This is a genomic window from Arthrobacter sp. UYP4 (assembly GCF_057291175.1).
This window is the reverse complement of the sequence record NZ_JBXAVU010000002.1, coordinates 407862-424388: the sequence shown is the minus strand read 5'-3', so window position 1 is coordinate 424388 and position 16527 is coordinate 407862. Positions and strand designations below refer to the sequence as shown.

At 70.7% G+C, this 16527-nt stretch carries 15 protein-coding genes; 8 read left to right on the top strand and 7 right to left on the bottom strand.

The window, feature by feature from the left end; genetic code table 11:
* Positions 1–82: 82 nt before the first annotated feature.
* Both glsA and AC0Z9V_RS10700 read right to left on the bottom strand, forming a co-directional pair.
* Complete coding sequence (gene glsA / locus AC0Z9V_RS10705) at positions 83–1897, bottom strand: glutaminase A (protein ID WP_133082691.1); 1815 nt, start codon at positions 1895–1897, stop codon at positions 83–85.
* Positions 1898–1944: 47 nt separating this feature from the next.
* Positions 1945–2406 (bottom strand): hypothetical protein, encoded by a 462-nt coding sequence (locus AC0Z9V_RS10700; protein ID WP_133082692.1) that lies wholly within the window; start codon positions 2404–2406, stop codon positions 1945–1947.
* Between the two features lie 157 nt (positions 2407–2563).
* Here AC0Z9V_RS10700 and AC0Z9V_RS10695 point away from each other — a divergent pair, with 157 nt between their 5' ends.
* Positions 2564–3235, top strand: a complete 672-nt coding sequence (locus AC0Z9V_RS10695) for a pentapeptide repeat-containing protein (RefSeq protein ID WP_133082693.1) — start codon at positions 2564–2566, stop codon at positions 3233–3235.
* A 32-nt stretch (positions 3236–3267) separates the two neighbouring features.
* On the opposite strand, the gene AC0Z9V_RS10690 is transcribed toward AC0Z9V_RS10695, so the two are convergent.
* Positions 3268–4686 carry a CPBP family intramembrane glutamic endopeptidase gene (locus AC0Z9V_RS10690; RefSeq protein ID WP_459267550.1) on the bottom strand — a complete coding sequence of 473 codons (1419 nt, stop codon included), beginning with the start codon at positions 4684–4686 and terminating at the stop codon, positions 3268–3270.
* 4 nt (positions 4687–4690) lie between these two features.
* Positions 4691–5419 (bottom strand): YoaK family protein, encoded by a 729-nt coding sequence (locus AC0Z9V_RS10685; RefSeq protein ID WP_133082695.1) that lies wholly within the window; start codon positions 5417–5419, stop codon positions 4691–4693.
* A gap of 123 nt (positions 5420–5542) precedes the next feature.
* Between AC0Z9V_RS10685 and AC0Z9V_RS10680 the strand changes: the two genes are divergently transcribed.
* Genes AC0Z9V_RS10680 through AC0Z9V_RS10655 form a run of 6 tightly spaced genes read left to right on the top strand, consistent with a single transcriptional unit; the run spans position 5543 to position 13259 of the window.
* Positions 5543–7210, top strand: coding sequence for an ABC transporter substrate-binding protein (locus AC0Z9V_RS10680; protein ID WP_485141465.1), 1668 nt, complete (start codon positions 5543–5545; stop codon positions 7208–7210).
* Between the two features lies 1 nt (position 7211).
* A complete protein-coding gene (locus AC0Z9V_RS10675; protein ID WP_133082697.1) occupies positions 7212–8165 on the top strand; it encodes an ABC transporter permease in 954 nt (317 codons plus the stop codon).
* Positions 8165–9055 carry an ABC transporter permease gene (locus AC0Z9V_RS10670; protein WP_133082698.1) on the top strand — a complete coding sequence of 297 codons (891 nt, stop codon included), beginning with the start codon at positions 8165–8167 and terminating at the stop codon, positions 9053–9055. The genes AC0Z9V_RS10675 and AC0Z9V_RS10670 overlap by 1 nt, the downstream gene beginning before the upstream one ends.
* Before the next feature lie 5 nt (positions 9056–9060).
* Complete coding sequence (locus tag AC0Z9V_RS10665) at positions 9061–10869, top strand: gamma-glutamyltransferase family protein (protein ID WP_485141464.1); 1809 nt, start codon at positions 9061–9063, stop codon at positions 10867–10869.
* Positions 10853–12511 carry a dipeptide ABC transporter ATP-binding protein gene (locus tag AC0Z9V_RS10660; protein WP_133082700.1) on the top strand — a complete coding sequence of 553 codons (1659 nt, stop codon included), beginning with the start codon at positions 10853–10855 and terminating at the stop codon, positions 12509–12511. Before AC0Z9V_RS10665 ends, AC0Z9V_RS10660 begins: the two co-directional genes overlap by 17 nt.
* On the top strand, positions 12501–13259 hold the full coding sequence (locus tag AC0Z9V_RS10655) for a GntR family transcriptional regulator (protein WP_459267554.1): 759 nt from the start codon (positions 12501–12503) through the stop codon (positions 13257–13259). The genes AC0Z9V_RS10660 and AC0Z9V_RS10655 overlap by 11 nt, the downstream gene beginning before the upstream one ends.
* Here the strand turns inward: AC0Z9V_RS10655 and AC0Z9V_RS10650 are convergent.
* Complete coding sequence (locus tag AC0Z9V_RS10650) at positions 13228–14484, bottom strand: phospholipase D-like domain-containing protein (RefSeq protein ID WP_485141463.1); 1257 nt, start codon at positions 14482–14484, stop codon at positions 13228–13230. The two genes, AC0Z9V_RS10655 and AC0Z9V_RS10650, sit on opposite strands and share 32 nt — an antisense overlap.
* 54 nt (positions 14485–14538) lie before the next feature.
* On the bottom strand, positions 14539–15282 hold the full coding sequence (locus tag AC0Z9V_RS10645) for an MBL fold metallo-hydrolase (protein ID WP_485141462.1): 744 nt from the start codon (positions 15280–15282) through the stop codon (positions 14539–14541).
* 174 nt (positions 15283–15456) lie between these two features.
* Here AC0Z9V_RS10645 and AC0Z9V_RS10640 point away from each other — a divergent pair, with 174 nt between their 5' ends.
* On the top strand, positions 15457–15720 hold the full coding sequence (locus AC0Z9V_RS10640; RefSeq protein WP_459267555.1) for a hypothetical protein: 264 nt from the start codon (positions 15457–15459) through the stop codon (positions 15718–15720).
* A 24-nt stretch (positions 15721–15744) separates the two neighbouring features.
* Here AC0Z9V_RS10640 and AC0Z9V_RS10635 read toward each other — a convergent pair whose 3' ends face one another.
* Positions 15745–16500 carry an SOS response-associated peptidase gene (locus tag AC0Z9V_RS10635; RefSeq protein ID WP_208740423.1) on the bottom strand — a complete coding sequence of 252 codons (756 nt, stop codon included), beginning with the start codon at positions 16498–16500 and terminating at the stop codon, positions 15745–15747.
* Positions 16501–16527: the final 27 nt, after the last annotated feature.

The window sequence follows — 16527 nt, the reverse complement described above, 5'->3', positions numbered from 1 at the left end:
GCGCATCCGTCCTTCGTCGTCGGCCGAGCCCTGGCAGCCGGTCCGTCCGCCAGTCTAGGGCGGGCGGGACCGGCGTCGTCCACTAGTCCCGGATGCGTACCGCGGTCTCCCTCAGGTACAGGTCCACACGCGTGTAGGCGTCCCGCGTCAGGGCCTTCCAGAGTTCGACGGCGAGCCGGGGGTCCTCCTGCTCGATCGTCCGGATGGCCCGGGCCGTCAGCACCTTGACGTGCACCTCCTCCAGGGCCTTGACCGTCGTCTCCTGGCGGTCGTCACTGCCGAGGGCCAGCTCCCCGAACGTCATCCCCGCGCTCAGGGTGGTCAGCCGGAGCCGCCCGCCGGAGGGGCCGGGGACCGAGGTGGAGATCCTGCCGGAGAGGATGAAGTAGACGCCGCCGAAGGCCTGGCCGACACGACGGACCACATGGCCCTTCTCGTACGTGCGATCCTCCATCCGCCGGGCCAGGGCCTCGACGTCCTCGTCGCTCAGGGGGCTCAGCGCCGGGCACTGGGCCACCTCCACCTCGGCCGGGAGGACCAGGTCCCCGCCGTAGCGGGTGATCAGTTCGTTCTCGCACCACTCGACCGCGGCGGTGCGCGTGTCGAACGTGGGGACTGCGCGGTCCACGTCCCGGAAGGTCTCCGCGAGCGTGCCTTCGCCGTCGATCAGCACCAGCTCACGGTTCACCGTCGCGAGGTTCTCACGCACCTCGCCGAGCAGCCGGAGGGAGACGTCCGCGACCTCGTCGACGCGGCGCAGATCGAGGATCACGAAGTCGACGTCGTCGTCCAGGCTGCTGAGCTCCCGGACCATCGATTCGGTGCCGGCGAAGAGCAGGTCACCGTTGAGTTCGATGACCATGGCGCGGTGGCCGTGGTCGCGGAGGACGTCCATCGCCTCGTCGGTCCGCCGGATGCCGGAGGGAGCCGCCGTGATGTCGTAGGTCGCGCGGATGGCCGATCGCCCCGCCCGCGCGGCCCGCACGAAGTGGAGCTCCATGTCGCGGGAGAGCCGCTGGCTGGTCGCCATGCCGCGCACACTGCTGCCGTGGTCGTCGAGGGGTGGCGAATAGACGGCGAGGCCCACCTGGCCCGGGAGCACGGCGATGGTGCCGCCGCCCACCCCGCTCTTGGCCGGCATGCCCACCGTGCTGATCCACGATCCGGCGTCGTCGTACATGCCGCACGTGGTCATGACGGACAGGACCCGCTCCACGGCGGGCAGGTCCATCGCCTCGACGCCGGTCAGGGGATTGCGGCCCGAGTTGGCGAGGGTCGCCGCCATGACGGAGAGGTCCATGCAGGTGACCATCACGGAGCACTGGCGGAAGTAGTCCTCGAGGACGGGCGTCGGGTCCTCCTCGATGATGTCGAAGGACCGCAGCAGGTAGGCCAGGGCGCGGTTGCGGTGTCCGTGCTCGAGCTCGGACCGGAAGATCTCCTCGTCCACGCCCAGCTGGCGGCCCGCGAAGGCGGAGTAGGTGTTCACGATGCGGCGGAACCGGGTGTTGCCGCCCCGGGACCGGACGAGGGACGTCGCCGTGAGCGCACCGGCGTTGATCATCGCGTTCGACGGCCGGCCCGTGCCCGGCGCCAGCGAGATCTCGTTGAAGGAGTCGCCGGAGGGCTCAACGTCCACCTTCGCGTCGACGGCCTCCATGCCGAGATCGGAGAGCGCCAGCCCGTAGGTGAAGGGCTTGGAGATCGACTGGATGGTGAACTCCTCGCGGGTGTCACCGACCTCGTACATGTATCCGTCCACGGTGGTCAGGCAGATCCCGAAGTTGTCGGGATCGACGTTCGCCATCGCGGGGATGCTGCTGTACGGCTTGCCGTCCCGCAGTTCGGAGATCTCCCGGTGGATGGTCCTGAGGTAGCTCTCGATCGGCGATTCCATGCTATCCACCCTACGGGGGCCGCGCCGGCAGGACGCCCGGGCGCCGGTCAGCGGGTGCGCAGGGTGTGGCGGATCGAGAGCACGAAGAGCTGGACGACGGCGGTGCCGCCGCCGAGGAGGATCAGCGGCGGCGCGGCCGTCACGGTGTACTGGAACCACGGGGGGCCGGTGGGGCCCGACGGCGCGAGCGCCATGCTCTCCAGGTACTGCTGGTCGTGCAGGATCGGCGCCACGAGGAGGTAGGTGCCCGCCGCCAGGAGGACGCCCGCGACCAGCCACACCCACACGTCGAAGGGATTGCGGGGCGTGTCGTGCGCCGGGCGCGCCACCGTCCCGGGTCCCACCTCGCGGATCTCCGACGGATCGGCCGTGCTCCCGATGACCTGCGGCAGGGCGGGTGCGAGCGGCGCGGGGGATGCCATCCGCGATGCCGCATCGCCGTCGCCGCCACGCTGGTAGATGTCTGCGTAGCGTGGATCGTAGGTTCCCTGCATGCGGTCGCTGCTCATCGGATTCCCCCCTGGACTGACGATCGCTCCAGAGTAGACCACGGGTCCTTCGTGGTCCCCCTGTCGTCCCACCGTTTCTCGCCGGGGCCGTCGGCTCTGGACCGCGCGGCTAGACTGGCCAGCCGGTGCACCCGCACCGGATGACGGGGAGGGACCCATGCCCAGGAAGACCGCAGGTGGCGCGACTCCCGCGCCGCGGCTTGCCCTGCGGGCGCCGCAGGGCGTCACCCGGGTGGCCGAGCCGCGGCTGCTCGACGGCGACCACCGGGAGGGCGAGCACTACGAGCGGACCTCGTTCGACGGTGGGGAGCTTGCCGGCATCACCCTGCAGGAGTGCCTGCTCGAGGGCGTCTGCCTGAACGACACGGACCTGCGCGGCGCCCGCTTCCTCGAATGCGCCCTCGAGGACACGTATGCGCCGGTCTTCCGCGCACCGCGGAGCAGCTGGCGGGAGACGTCCCTGCGGAGCACGCGGTGGGGTTCCGCCGAGCTGTACGACAGCCGGTTCGACGCGGTGCACCTCGACGGCGGGAAGCTGGACTACGTGAACCTCCGCAGCTCCCAGCTGACGGACGTCCTGGTGAGCGACTGCATCATCGGCGAACTGGACCTGACCGGGGTCCGGGCGACCCGGCTGGCCCTGCGGGACTGCACCATCGGGACCCTCACCCTCGACGGCGCACAACTGAAGGACGCCGACCTGCGCACGAGCACCTTCCGCAGCATCCACGGTCTCGACGGCCTGCGCGGCGCCACGATCGACGAGTACCAGCTGCAGCTGCTGGCGCCGTTCCTCGCCGAGAGCATGGGTCTGCGCATCGAGGGGTGAGCCCGGATCACCGCCGCGGGGGCACCAGGCCGTCAGGCGGATGCGGACGAGCCGGTGCCCGGGTAGCCGGGTCCGCCGGGGTGCGCCGTGCCTGAGGGATGGCCGGGGCCCGGCGGATGGGCCGGTCCGGACGGATGCCGGTCGGCGGTGTAGTCCCGGCCCGGAGCGGGTGATGGCGCTGCCACGGAACCCTGTGCTGCGGACGAGGAACCGGACGAGGAACCGGACGCGGTCCGAGGCACCGGTGAGCGTCCGGACGGGCCCTCTGCGGAGGCCGCCGGCGCATCGACCGACCGGGCCGAGGTCGGGGCGGCAGATGAGGCGGGGGCGGGTCCGGCGGCCGGTGCGTAGTGCGCGGCGTCGTACTGCGACGGGTCGTAGGCGTGTCCCGGCGACCGAGGCAGCGACCGTGACTGCGGCAGCGCCGGCCCCTGTGCCCAGGGTGTCGCGCCGACCGGTGCCTGTCCGGCATGGGCGAACGGCGCGGGCATCCCGGCCGGGACCGAGGAAGCGGGGTAGGGCGGGCGCCGGACGGCGGGCAGGGGGGCCGCGGTGCGCGTCCGGGCGATGCCACGGCGGTCCGCGAGGCGGACGATGACGACCGTGGTCACCGCCATGGTCGCCACGGACACGACGAGTCCACTCACGGAGCCGTCGGTCGAGTTCACGTCGACCAGCCCGAACGCACCGAGCACGAAGATGGTCATGTTGTTGATCGCGTGGACGGCGATCGCCGCCTCCAGGCCGCCGGTCCGCCACGTGAGCCAGCCCGCGACGACAGCGAAGACCGCGACGTCGGCCTGGCCGAGCGGGTCGTAGCCGTGGCCGAGGACGAAGAGCGGGACGGGCAGCAGGATCGCGAAGGCCGGGTGCCGCAGCCAGCTCCCGATCGCCTGCATCAGGAAGCCCCGGAAGACGTACTCCTCCGCGGCGGCCTGGAACGGGACCGCGAACAGGGACAGGGCCAGCAGGACGAGCAGGATCGTCGTGTCCTGCTGCACGGGGGCGGCGGCGGCCTCCTCGGGGAAGAGGAAACCGATCCCCGTCGAGACGGCGAGGCTCACGAGGAAGACGGACAGCGCCGCGACGGCGCAGACCCCCAGCCAGCGCCAGCGGATGCGGCCGGCCACCGAGGAGAGCAGGCCGAGGGGCCGCGGCCCGACGATCAGCACAGCGAGCGCGAGGGCGGGGATCATGAGGATCAGCGAGGCCAGGGTGAAGGCGAAGATCACCGGATCGGCGAGGTCGATCGCCGCTGCGGCGTCGAGGTAGGGCCCGATGTCCGCCGAGGAACTCAGTGCGAGGACCACTCCGACGATCAGCAGGAGTACCGTGAGGACCAGGTAGAAGGCGACTCCGAGCAGTGCGGTAAGGAGCGGTCTCCACCAGCGGTGCTGCGGCCACGAGTGGGCCAAACGGTGGAATTCGAACTGCCGGTCAACCTGTTCCATGCTTCTACCGTAGTGCGGATTCCTTGGCGTTCTCTGCGACGGATTCCTTGCGGTCCCGCCGGTGGCGCAGGTGCCCGAGGAGCGTGACGACGGCGGAGAGCAGCGCCGATACGGCGATGCCGAGCCAGAGATCCACCGTCAGGGTCAGGGCGCCGACCACGGCTCCGGCCATGATCAGCGCGATGGCGGAGAAGCGGCGCGCCCAGAAGGGACTCTTCCCGCCGGCGAGGCGGGAATCCGAGGCGAGGCCCGTGATGGTGGACGTGACGACCACCGTGGTGATCTCGGCGACCTTCAGGCGCTTCGCCGTCGCGGCCTGGACGCCCATCATCGTCGCCAGCACCGACGTCGTGATGCTCCCCAGCACCTCCTCGGCGTGCACGTCCACGAGGGCGACGTACACCGCGAGGGCCGTCAGGCCCACGGTCACGGCCAGGAGGGCGATCGACGTACGGCCGGACCACCCCTCCGGGCCCTTCCGCAGGACACGCCCGGCGAGGGCGGCGCCGACCATGAAGAAGACGAGGGCCAGCGCGGGCCGGAGGATCGGCAGGTCCGCCCCGCCGGCGAAGGCCATGCCCAGCAGCACCACGTTGCCCGTCATGTTGCCCGTGAAGACCCGGTCCAGGCCGAGGTAGCCGACGGCGTCGATCACGCCCGTGGAGAAGGTCAGGGCGAGCATGAGCCACAGGTGGAGCCGGTCGGTCGCTATACGCGGATTCTTCTTTCCCATGAATTCCCTCGGTAACAGCCTTGAAACGAATGTATACGAAGCTTATCGTCGTACAGGCGATTGTATTCAATCTTTCGATCTCCCTGCAGAAGCAGTTCCATCCTTCCGTTCGTGAGGAACCCCATGCAGCACTCCACCCCCACCCCGACACCCCGCAGGAGATCCGGCCGGGCCGCCGGACTGCTGGCGGCCGCGGCCGTCGCCGTGACGGTCCTGACCGCATGCCAGCCGGTCCAGCCGTTGCCGGCCGCCCCCGTCCGTGAGGACGTCACCAGCGTGCCCATCGGGGACGCCGCAGTCCGTGAGGGAGGAGACCTCGTCATGGCACTCTCCGCCGAGCCGGACAAACTCGACCCGACGACGTCATCGTCCCTTTACACGCGCTACGTCATGCAGACCATGTGCCAGAAGCTCTACGACATCGACGCCGACGGGGAACTCGTACCGCAGCTCGCCACAGCGCTGCCGGAGATCTCGGACGACGGACTCACGGTCACGATCCCCGTGCGCACCGACGCCGTGTTCGCCGACGGTGTCCCCTTCGACGCCGATGCCGTGCGCGCCACCCTGGAGCGCCACCTCACGCTCGAGGGATCGACCCGCAAGAGCGAGCTCGGGCCGATCACCGAGATCAGTGCCGTCGGCCCGGACCGTGTGCAGATCCGCTACGAGCGTCCCTTCGCGCCGCTGGCGGCCGCGCTCGCCGACCGCGCGGGCATGATGCTCTCGCCTGAGGCCATCGAGGAGAAGGGCGCGGACTTCGGGAGCAGCCCGGTCTGCGTCGGACCCTTCAAGTTCGTCGACCGCGTGCCGCAGACCTCCATCACCGTCGAGCGCGATCCGCTCTACTACGACGCCGCCGACGTGCACCTCGACACCATCACCTACCGGATCATCACCGACGCGAACATCAGGGCCGCCAACCTGCGCTCCGGCGACGTGCAGGTCGCCGACACCATCTCACCGCAGGACATCGACGCCCTGCTCAAGGAGGACGGGCTCGGAGTGCTGCAGGTCGGCTCGCTGGGCTACCAGGGCCTCACCGTGAATATCGGCAACACCGACGGCGTGGGGGAGCCCGTGGGCACCATCGCCACGCCGCTCGCCCAGGACAAGGCCATCCGCCTGGCGCTGTCCATGTCGATCGACCGGGAAGCCCTCGTCAACACGGTGTTCAACAGCTGGTTCGAGCCCGCCTGCTCACCCGTCTCGCCCGACAGCCCCTACGCCTCCGAGGCCAGCGAGGCGTGTCCGCCGTACGACCCGGACGGCGCGAAGAAGCTGCTCGAGCGCGCCGGCGTCGAGACGCCGTACCCGATCGAGATGCAGGTGACCAACACCCCGGACACCCTGCGCTACGGTCAGGCGCTGCAGGCAGCGGTCGCCGACGGCGGCTTCGACCTCACCGTGGTGCCGGTCGAGTACTCCACGCTCCTCGACGTGCAGTCCCAGGGCGACTTCGAGGCGCTGCAACTCGGCTGGTCCGGACGCATCGACCCCCACGGCAACATGTTCAACTTCCTCTCGACCGGCGGCGGCAACAACTACTCCGGTTACAGCAATCCCGAGGTGGACGACCTGCTCACCGACGCGGCCCAGATCAACGACGTCGCGGAACGCGCGGCACTGTACGGGGACGTCGTGGAGCGGCTGCACGAGGACAACCCCCTGATCTACCTGTACCGGCAGCGGAGCCTGACCGCGTACAGCACCGACATCGCCGGTGTGGAGACCTTCGCCGACGGCGTCGTGCACCTCAGCGGCGCGGCATTCATCGAGACGGAGAACTGACATGGGCCGTTACGTGTTCACGAAACTCTGGCAGTCGGTCCTCACCCTGGTCCTGGCCTCGATCGTGGTCTTCGTCGGGGTGCGCCAGCTTCCCGGCGACCCGGCCCTCGCCATGGCGGGGGAGGAGGCGACACCGGAACAGCTCGCCGCGGTCCGCGCGGAGATGGGCCTCGACCAGCCGCTCGTGGCCCAGTACCTCGCCTTCGTGCGCAACATGTTCCGCGGCGACTTCGGCGAGTCCACCCGGACGGGGACACCCGTGACCGAGCTGATCGCCACCACGCTGCCCGTGACGCTCTGGCTCTCGGCGTACGCGATCGTCGTGGCGATCGTCGTCGGGATCCTCTTCGGCGTCATCGCCGAGCGGTTCCGCGGCCGCTGGCCCGAATGGGTGGCGAACGCCTTCGCGCTGGTGGGCCTGTCCGTCCCCAACTTCTGGCTCGGTATCCTCGCCATCCTGTATCTGGCCGTGACGCTCGGCTGGTTCCCCGCCTCAGGCTATGTGGATGTCCTCTCGGATCCGCTGCGGGGCCTGTACTACCTCACGCTGCCCGCGCTGATCCTCGGGACCGGGCTCGCAGCGGTGATCATGCGGCAGACCCGCGCCTCGATGATCGAGACCATGACCACCGACTACGTCCGTACGGCCCGCGCGAAGGGGCTGGGACGGGGCCGTGTGCTGGTGCGCTACGGGCTCCGGAACTCGCTCATCGTCGTCGTGACCATCGTGGGCCTGCAGCTCGGGGGCCTCATCTCCGGGGCCGTGGTCACCGAGCGGATCTTCGCGCTGCCGGGCTTCGGCAAGCTCACCCTGGACGCCGTCTTCACCCGCGACTATCCCGTCATCCAGGCCGTGGTGCTGATCATCACCGTCAGCTACATCCTCATCAACCTCGCCGTGGACATCCTGTACTCGGTGGTCAATCCCAAGATCCGTGTCGGAGGAGCCAACTGATGGCCGTCGAAACACTGCCCCCCGGAACCGCCGGGGCAGGCCTGGGCTCCGGCCGCGGCCGCATCCTGTCCTCGCTCCGCTCCAACCCGCTGGGCATCACCGGCGGCGTGATGCTCGTCGCCGTCGTGCTGGCCGCGCTCCTCGCCCCCGTGCTCGCGCCCTATCCGCCCACCGAGGTGCACTTCGACACCCCGTTCCAGCGGCCCCTGACCGAGGGCTTCCTGCTCGGCACGGACGACCTCGGCCGTGACGTCCTCTCCCGTCTGCTCTTCGGGATCCAGACCTCGCTGCAGGTGGGTGTCCTCTCCGTGCTCCTCGCGGTCGTCATCGGGACGCCGCTCGGTCTCCTGGCCGGGTACTCCCGCGGGTTCGACGCCGTCATCTCACGCCTGACCGACGTCACCCTCGCCTTCCCGTTCCTCATCATCGCCGTCGGACTGGCCGCGATCAGCGGGCCCAGCCTCGGCAACGCGGCGGTCGCGCTTGGCATCGCCCAGATCCCGACGATGATCCGGGTGGTACGCGGCGAGACGCTGCGCATCAAGGAGAGCGACTTCGTGCTCGGCGCCCGCACCATGGACGCGTCGCCGACCTGGATCATGCTGCGGCACGTGCTCCCCAACGCGACGTCGGCCATCATCGTCCAGGCGACGGTCATCATGCCCGTCGCGGTGATCGGCGAGGCCCTGCTGTCCTTCCTCGGGCTCGGCATCCAGCCACCCACACCGAGCCTCGGCATCATGCTCTCGGACGCCCAGCAGTACATCTTCCGGGCACCCAGCGCGGCCATCTTCCCCGGCATCGCCATCGCCGCGATCTGCCTCGCCTTCAACCTGTTCGGGGACGCCCTCCGCGACGCCTTCGACCCGACGAACACCACCCGAAAGTGACGACGATGACGTACACACCCCCACCCTCCTTCACCACGCGGCCCACCCTCCAGGGCACCTTCGGCATGAGTGCGTCCACGCACTGGCTGGCCACCGCCTCCGCGCAGGCCGTGCTCGAGCGCGGTGGCAACGCCTTCGACGCCGCCGTCGCCGGCGCGTTCGTGCTGCACGTCGTCGAACCCCACCTCAACGGACCGGGCGGCGACATGACGGGTGTCTTCGCCACGGCCGACGAGCCGGGCCGGCCCGTGGTGCTCATGGGACAGGGCCCGGCACCGGCCGGTGCCACGCGTGAGCACTACCTCGCCGAAGGCCTCGAACTCGTCCCCGGCGCCGGAGCCCTCGCCGCCGCCGTCCCGGCCGCCGTCGACGCCTGGCTGGTCCTGCTGCGCGACCACGGGACGTGGGAACTGGAGGACGTGCTGGCCTTCGCGATCGGCTACGCCCGCGACGGCCACCCGGTCGTCGGACGCGTGGGGGCCACCATCGCCGCCGTCGCGGATCTCTTCACCGAGCACTGGCCCACCTCGGCGGCCCTCTGGATGCCCGAGGGCCGCCCCCCGCGCGAGGGCGAGGTCATCCGCAACGAGGCCTACGCCCGTGTCCTCGGGTCGCTCGTCAGCGCGGCCTCGGACGGCGCCACCCGCACCGAGCGGATCGACGCAGCACGCCTCGAATGGCGCACCGGCCTGGTCGCGCAGGCCGCCGCCGAGTTCGTCCGGACGCCGCACCGGCACTCCTCCGGCCTCGACCACGCCGGCGTCCTCACGGTCGACGACTTCGCCGGTTTCGAAGCCGGCTACGAGGAGGCGACCACCCTCGAGTTCCGCGGCTACACGATCGCGAAGACCGGACCGTGGGGCCAGGGCCCGGCCCTGCTGCAGACCCTCGCCATCCTCGACAGGTTCGACGACGAGCGCCTCGACCCGTCCACCGCGATCGGCGCGCACACCATCCTCGAGGCGCAGAAGCTCGCCATCGCCGATCGCGAGGCGTACTACGGCGACGCCGACGTGCCCCTGGACCACCTCCTCTCGGCGGGCTACGCCGCGGAGCGGCGGGCCCTCATCGGCGACGAGGCATCCCTCGAGTTCCGCCCCGGCACGGTGCCCGGCGTCGAGCCGTTCCTCCCGCCCCTGCGCACCGGCTACACCCCGCCGGCACTCGCCGACGGGAGCGGGTTCGCCGGGGTGGGCGAGCCGACCGTCTCGCGTGAGGGGGAGACGCGCGGCGACACCTGCCACATCGACGTCGTCGACTCGGCAGGCAACATGGTCTCCGCGACACCGAGCGGCGGCTGGCTGCAGTCCTCGCCCACCATCCCCGAACTCGGCTTCTGCCTCGGCTCACGGCTGCAGATGACCTGGCTCGAGGAGGGCGGCCCGTCCACGCTGCAGGCCGGGAAGCGGCCCCGCACCACGCTCACCCCGACGCTCGTCCTGAAGGACGGCCGGCCCGTGGTCGCCCTCGGGTCCCCCGGAGGCGACCAGCAGGACCAGTGGCAGCTGCTGTACCTCCTGCGCACGATCGTCGGCGGCTACTCGCCCCAGCAGGCCATCGACGCCCCGTCCCTCCACACGACATCCATCCCCGGCTCCTTCTGGCCGCGCACCTGGGAGCCGGGCGGTGCCGTCGTCGAGGACCGGCTCGGGGCGGACGTCATCGCCGACCTCGAACGGCGGGGCCACGTCATCACCCGGGCAGGGGACTGGTCGCTCGGCCGGCTCTCCTCCGTCACCAGGGACCACGAGACCGGCGTGCTGTCGGCCGCCGCCAATCCGCGAGGAGCACAGGGCTATGCTGCAGGACGCTGAGAACATCCTGGAAGTCACCGATCTCGAGGTCGCCTTCGGCGGAACACCCGTGCTGCACCGGGTCGGCTTCTCGATGCGGCGCGGCGAACGCGTCGCCATCGTCGGGCAGTCCGGGTCCGGCAAGTCGACCGCCATCGGGGCGATCCTGCGGCTGCTCCCGGGCAGCGGGCGGATCACGCACGGTTCCATCGTGCTGGGTGCCGGACGCACCCGGGGCGACGTCGTGGACCTCGCCACCGCCTCCGAACCCCTGATGCGGGGCATCCGCGGCCAGCGCGTGGGCCTCGTGCCGCAGGACCCCATGTCCAACCTCAATCCGGCCATGAAGATCGGTCCGCAGGTGGCCGACGCGATCGTCGCCAGCCGGCGCGACCTCGGGAAGCCGGATCGGGCCGACGTCAAGAAGCGGGCGATCGCCCTGCTCTCCGAGGCCGGGATCCCCGACGCCGGACGCCGCTACGGCCAGTACCCGCACGAATTCTCCGGGGGCATGCGCCAGCGCGTGCTCATCGCGATCGCCCTGGCGGGAGAGCCGGAGCTGCTGATCGCCGACGAGCCGACCTCGGCGCTCGACGTCACCGTGCAGCGGCAGATCCTCAACCACCTGCAGTCGCTCGTCGACGCGCGCGGGACCTCGCTGCTGTTCATCACGCACGACCTCGGGCTGGCGGCGGACCGCACGGACCGCATCATCGTGATGTCGGAGGGCCGCATCGTCGAAGTGGGGACGCCCCGCGAGATCCTGCTGGACCCCCGGGAGGAGTACACGAAACAGCTCGTCGCGGCGGCGCCCTCGGTGGCGGCGGTCCTCGACGCGGAACCCCTGGCCGAGCCGCCGGCACCGGCGGAGGTCCGCCCGCCGTCGATCCTCGTGGTCGACGGCCTCGTCAAGGAGTTCGCCCTCCGCGGGCAGCGCGGCGGCACCGTGCGGGCGGTCGGTGACGTGTCCTTCGAGGTGGCACGCGGGACGACGACGGCGGTGGTCGGGGAGTCCGGCTCGGGCAAGACGACGGTCGCGCGCATCATCCTCGGGCTCGAGACCGCATCATCGGGGGAGGCCCTGATCGACGGGGAGTCGCTCACCACCACGCGCGGGAGCCGGCGCCGGGCCCTGCGCCGGAAGGTGCAGCCCGTCTTCCAGGATCCCTACGGTTCCCTCGACCCGACCTACAGCATCGAGCGCCTGATCGACGAGCCGTTGCGCATCTTCGGCGTGGGCGACCGCTCGAGCCGGCAGGAGAGGGTCGCCGAACTCCTCGACCAGGTGGCCCTGCCGCGCAGCGTCGCCCAGCGCCGGCCGAACGAGCTCTCCGGCGGGCAGCGACAGCGCGTCGCCATCGCGAGGGCCCTCGCCCTCGAACCGGAGCTGCTCATCTGCGACGAGGCCGTCTCCGCACTGGACGTCCTCGTCCAGGACCAGATCCTGACGCTGCTGGCAGACCTGCAGGAGCGGCTCGGGCTCACCTACCTGTTCATCACGCACGATCTCTCGGTGGTGCGCCAGATCGCCCACCAGGTGGTGGTCATGCGGTCGGGCGAGGTCGTGGAGAGCGGCCCGGTGGACGACGTGTTCAACCGCCCGCGGGCGGACTACACGAAGGAGCTCCTCGGAGCCATCCCCGGTGCGGCCTTTGCGGCCTGACCAGGACGCGGCGGCGCCGCAGCGCGTCCTCGACGCCATCCGCCGGGACATCATCTTCGGTGCGCTGCGCCCCGGCACGCGCGTGACGGAGGCGGCGCTCGCCGGGAGGTACGGTGTGTCACGCGTGCCGGTGCGGGAGGCGCTGCGGGCCCTCGAGGCGGAGGGTTTCGTCGAGTCGAGGCCCTACGCCGGGTCCACTGTCGCCGAGATACCGCTCGATGACGCCGAGGACCTCTTCGCGGTGCGCGGCGTCATCGAGTCGACGATCGCCCGCCGGGCGGCGCGCCGTGCTGCGGCGCAGTTCGCGGCGGACGCGCCGAGCGCCGCGTGGTGGTCGGCGCGGCGCGCCCTGACCGACATCCTCGACGACGGCGACCGCGCCGTCGCGGCCGACGCCCTCGTGGACCTGCCCGAGCTGAACATCCGGTTCCACCTCGGCGTCGCGGAGCTCAGCGGGAGCTCCTCGCTGGCCGCGCTCCTGCGGCAGATATCGGGGAAGATCGAGTGGCTCTACGCGGCCGACGTCGACAACCGTGGCAAGCAGTCCTGGGGCGAGCACCGCCTCGTGATGGCGGCGATCGACGCGGGGAACGAGGCCGAGGCGGAGCGGCTCATGGCCGCCCACGTGGGATCCTCCCAACGGGGCTACCTGGAGCGCTTCTCGGCGCCCTCCTCGGGAGCCGGGGCCGGGGCCGCCGGGAGTGCGGGACCCGGGACTACAGGAACGGGCGCAGCGGAGCGAGGATGAGTTCGCTGGCGCGGGCCACGACATGGCGGCCCTCCCACTCCTCCTTCGTGAGCACGCGGCTGTTGGAGGAGTCCACCTCGAAGATCTGCTCCATCGTGGCGGCGAGTGCGCGGTCGAAGATCTCCAGGTTGATCTCGTAGTTCCCGGTGAGGCTGAGACGGTCGATGTTGGCCGTGCCCACGGTGCTCCACTCGCCGTCGATCGTCGCGGTCTTCGCATGGATCATCGAGTTCTGGTACAGCAGGATCTGCACGCCGGCCCCGATGAGCGACGAGTAGAACCCGCGGGACAGCCAGTCGGACACCACGTGGTTGGATTCCTCGGGCAGGATCACGCGCACATCCACACCGCGGCGGCTCGCCCGCAGGAGGGCGTCGAGGATCTGGCGGTCCGGGATGAAATAGGCCGTCGTGATGAAGATGTGCTTCTCGGCACGGTTGATCGCGTCCAGGTAGATCCCGCGGATGGGGAACACCAGGTACGCCGGGATGTTGTTGACCGCCCGGATGCGGGGCTCCCAGAAGGAGGCGCTGAGATCCGGCAGGAGGGGCCTGCGCGGGATGGCGCGGAGGTTCCAGAAGCTGACGAAGGCCTCCCGGAGCTCCCAGACGGACGGACCGCGGATCTCCAGGTGCGTGTCGCGCCACTTCGTCGCATAGTCCGCGCCGATGTTGTAGCCGCCCACGAAGCCGACCTCGTCGTCGACCACGAGGACCTTGCGGTGGTCGAAGCCGGTTCCGCGGATGTTCGTGAAGACGATGGACGGGCGGAGGACGGGGAAGCGGTAGGCGTTCACGAGGGGGTGGAACGAGTAGAAGAACGGATTCACCACGAGGTTCGCGAAGCCGTCGTAGATGACGAAGACCTTCACACCGCGCTCCGCTGCCTGGTTCACGGCATCGCGGAACCGCGCCCCGACGGCGTCGCCCTTCCAGATGTACGTCTCGAGGAGCACCTGGTGCTCGGCCTTGTCGATCGCCGCGATCATGGCGTCGTAGAGGTCCTCGCCGTAGGTGTAGACCGTCGTGTCCGTGTCGGCGATCGTCGTCCGGAAGGTGCCCGGCTGCGGGAAGCCCGGACGCCTGGTACGCCGGCGTTTCTGGTAGGCGTCCACCCCGACGAGCCCGGCGATGACCACGGCCTGTGCCGAGAACAGGGTGACGGCCGCGCGTTTCGCCGTGGTGCGTGCGAATCCGAATATCGTCTTCTGCTTCAGCCAGCCCATGCGCCCAGCGTATCCTCTCGCCGTTGCACCGATGCGCCCGACGACGGCACGCGCCTAGTGACCGCCGACCTCCAGCGCCTGGGCCACCGCCGACTCCACGCCGGCACGCCACGGGAAGCCGTGCCCCGGCAGGACGGTGCGGGCCGCCGTGGCGCGCAGCGCGTCGAGCGAACGCAGTGCCGTGGCGGTGTCCGCCGTCGCCGCTCGCGCCACGACCTGCGGACCCGGGTGTCCCGTGTACGGGTCGAGGGTCACGAGGGCGTCCCCGCTGATCACGGCGTCGCGGTCCGGGAAGTGCAGGCCGCAGTGGCCCCTGGTGTGGCCCGGGGTCGGGACCACGAGGGGGGCGCCGGGCAGCGCCGCTGCCGCCTCGGGGGTGAGCGGGAGGGTGTCGCGGATGCCCTTGACGGCCACGGCCCCCGCGACGGTCATCCGCAGCAGGCCCGGAACGGCCCGCGGATACCTCAGGGGGTAGAGGAACGGCGAGCTCTCGTGCTCGTAGCTGTAGGGGTGTGCGGCGATGTGCGCGTCGTCCGAGTGACAGTACACGGGGATCCCGTACCGGGACCGCAGGTGCTCGGCCGTGCCCACGTGGTCGAAGTGCCCGTGCGTCAGGACGACGGCGCGGATGTCCCCGACCGCCCTGCCGATGCGGCCCAGGGCCTCCAGCAGCACGGTCTTCGACCGGGGGAGCCCGGTGTCCACGAGCAGGATGCCGTCGTCGTCCTCCACCAGGTACACATTCGTCCTGGCGTGCTCGACGTAGTGGATGCCGGGCGCGATGTCCGTCCTGATCATGGTGTCTCCCTCTCTCCTCGCCTGACTCCGACCCTAGGCACCGCGGGGCAGGGCGACAAGCATGCGCGGAAGGGTTCTGCGGGCTTCCCATCCGAGGTGCGCGTCGCTACGTTGATGAACAGACCGACGACGGTGCGCACGGCGGCCGGTGGCGGTAGCCGGGAAGGTACGGGAATGAGCACGGGCATGAGCGAGGAGGAGCAGCAGCGCCGCACGTGCGCCGCGTTCCGGTCCACGAGCCTGAGCACCTACGACCTCTGGCTCCGGTACTTCAGCCTCGGCGGCAACGTCGGGGAGGAGGAGATCGACGCCTACCTGTACAGCTCGTTGCTGCTCCCCCCGTTCGAGCGGGACATGCTGGCACTCGCCGTCAACGAGTACATCGCGGACCTGCCGCCGGCCCCGCGGGCCACGTTCAGCGGGACGGACCGGTCCTGACCTCGGTGACCTGACGTCGGTGACCTACAGGAGCGTCTGCTGTTCCCCGTCGGCCGTGACATCACCGGGGAGGGGGTCGATGAGGTCCGGCCCGTTGTTCCGCACGGAGCCGACCCGGTCGCCCACCAGGCGCGGGACGAGGTGCGGGTCCGGGATGGCGTCGAGCAGTTCCTGGACGGCCGGGCGCGAGTCGTTCCGCGGATCGAGCCAGTCCCCGCGCAGCTGCGGCGGGACGATCACGGGCGTGCGGTCATGGATCTCGCCGAGGGCGTCGCTCGCCGGACGCGTGATGATCGAGCAGCTCACCACCCACGAACCCTGGGGATGCTCCGCCGACGCGGTCGAGGGGTCGCGCCAGAACTCGTACAGCCCGGCGAACCCCAGGTGCGAGCCGTCGGCGCCGTGCAGGTAGACGGGGGTCTTCGACCCGTCGTCGTTCTTCCTCCACTCGTAGTACCCGTCGGCGGGGACGAGTCCGCGGCGCTTGAGCGCAGCGGCACGGAAGGACGGCTTCTCCAGAACGGTCTCGCTGCGCGCGTTGATCATGCGTGCTCCGACCGCCGCCGACCGCGACCAGGAGGGGATGAGCCCCCAGCGCGCCGGCTCGAGCCGCCGCGTCAGTTCCCCGGTCTCCGGATCCAGCCGCTCGACGACGAGCTGCACGGTGTCCGTCGGCGCGACGTTCCACGAGGGTTCGACCTCGTCCACGAGCGCCTCGTCGACGTCGAAGGCGTCGATGAGGGCGGCCCTGTTGCCTGCGATCACGAAGCGCCCGCACATGCCGTTCCTCCCGTGTCCTGTGGGTCC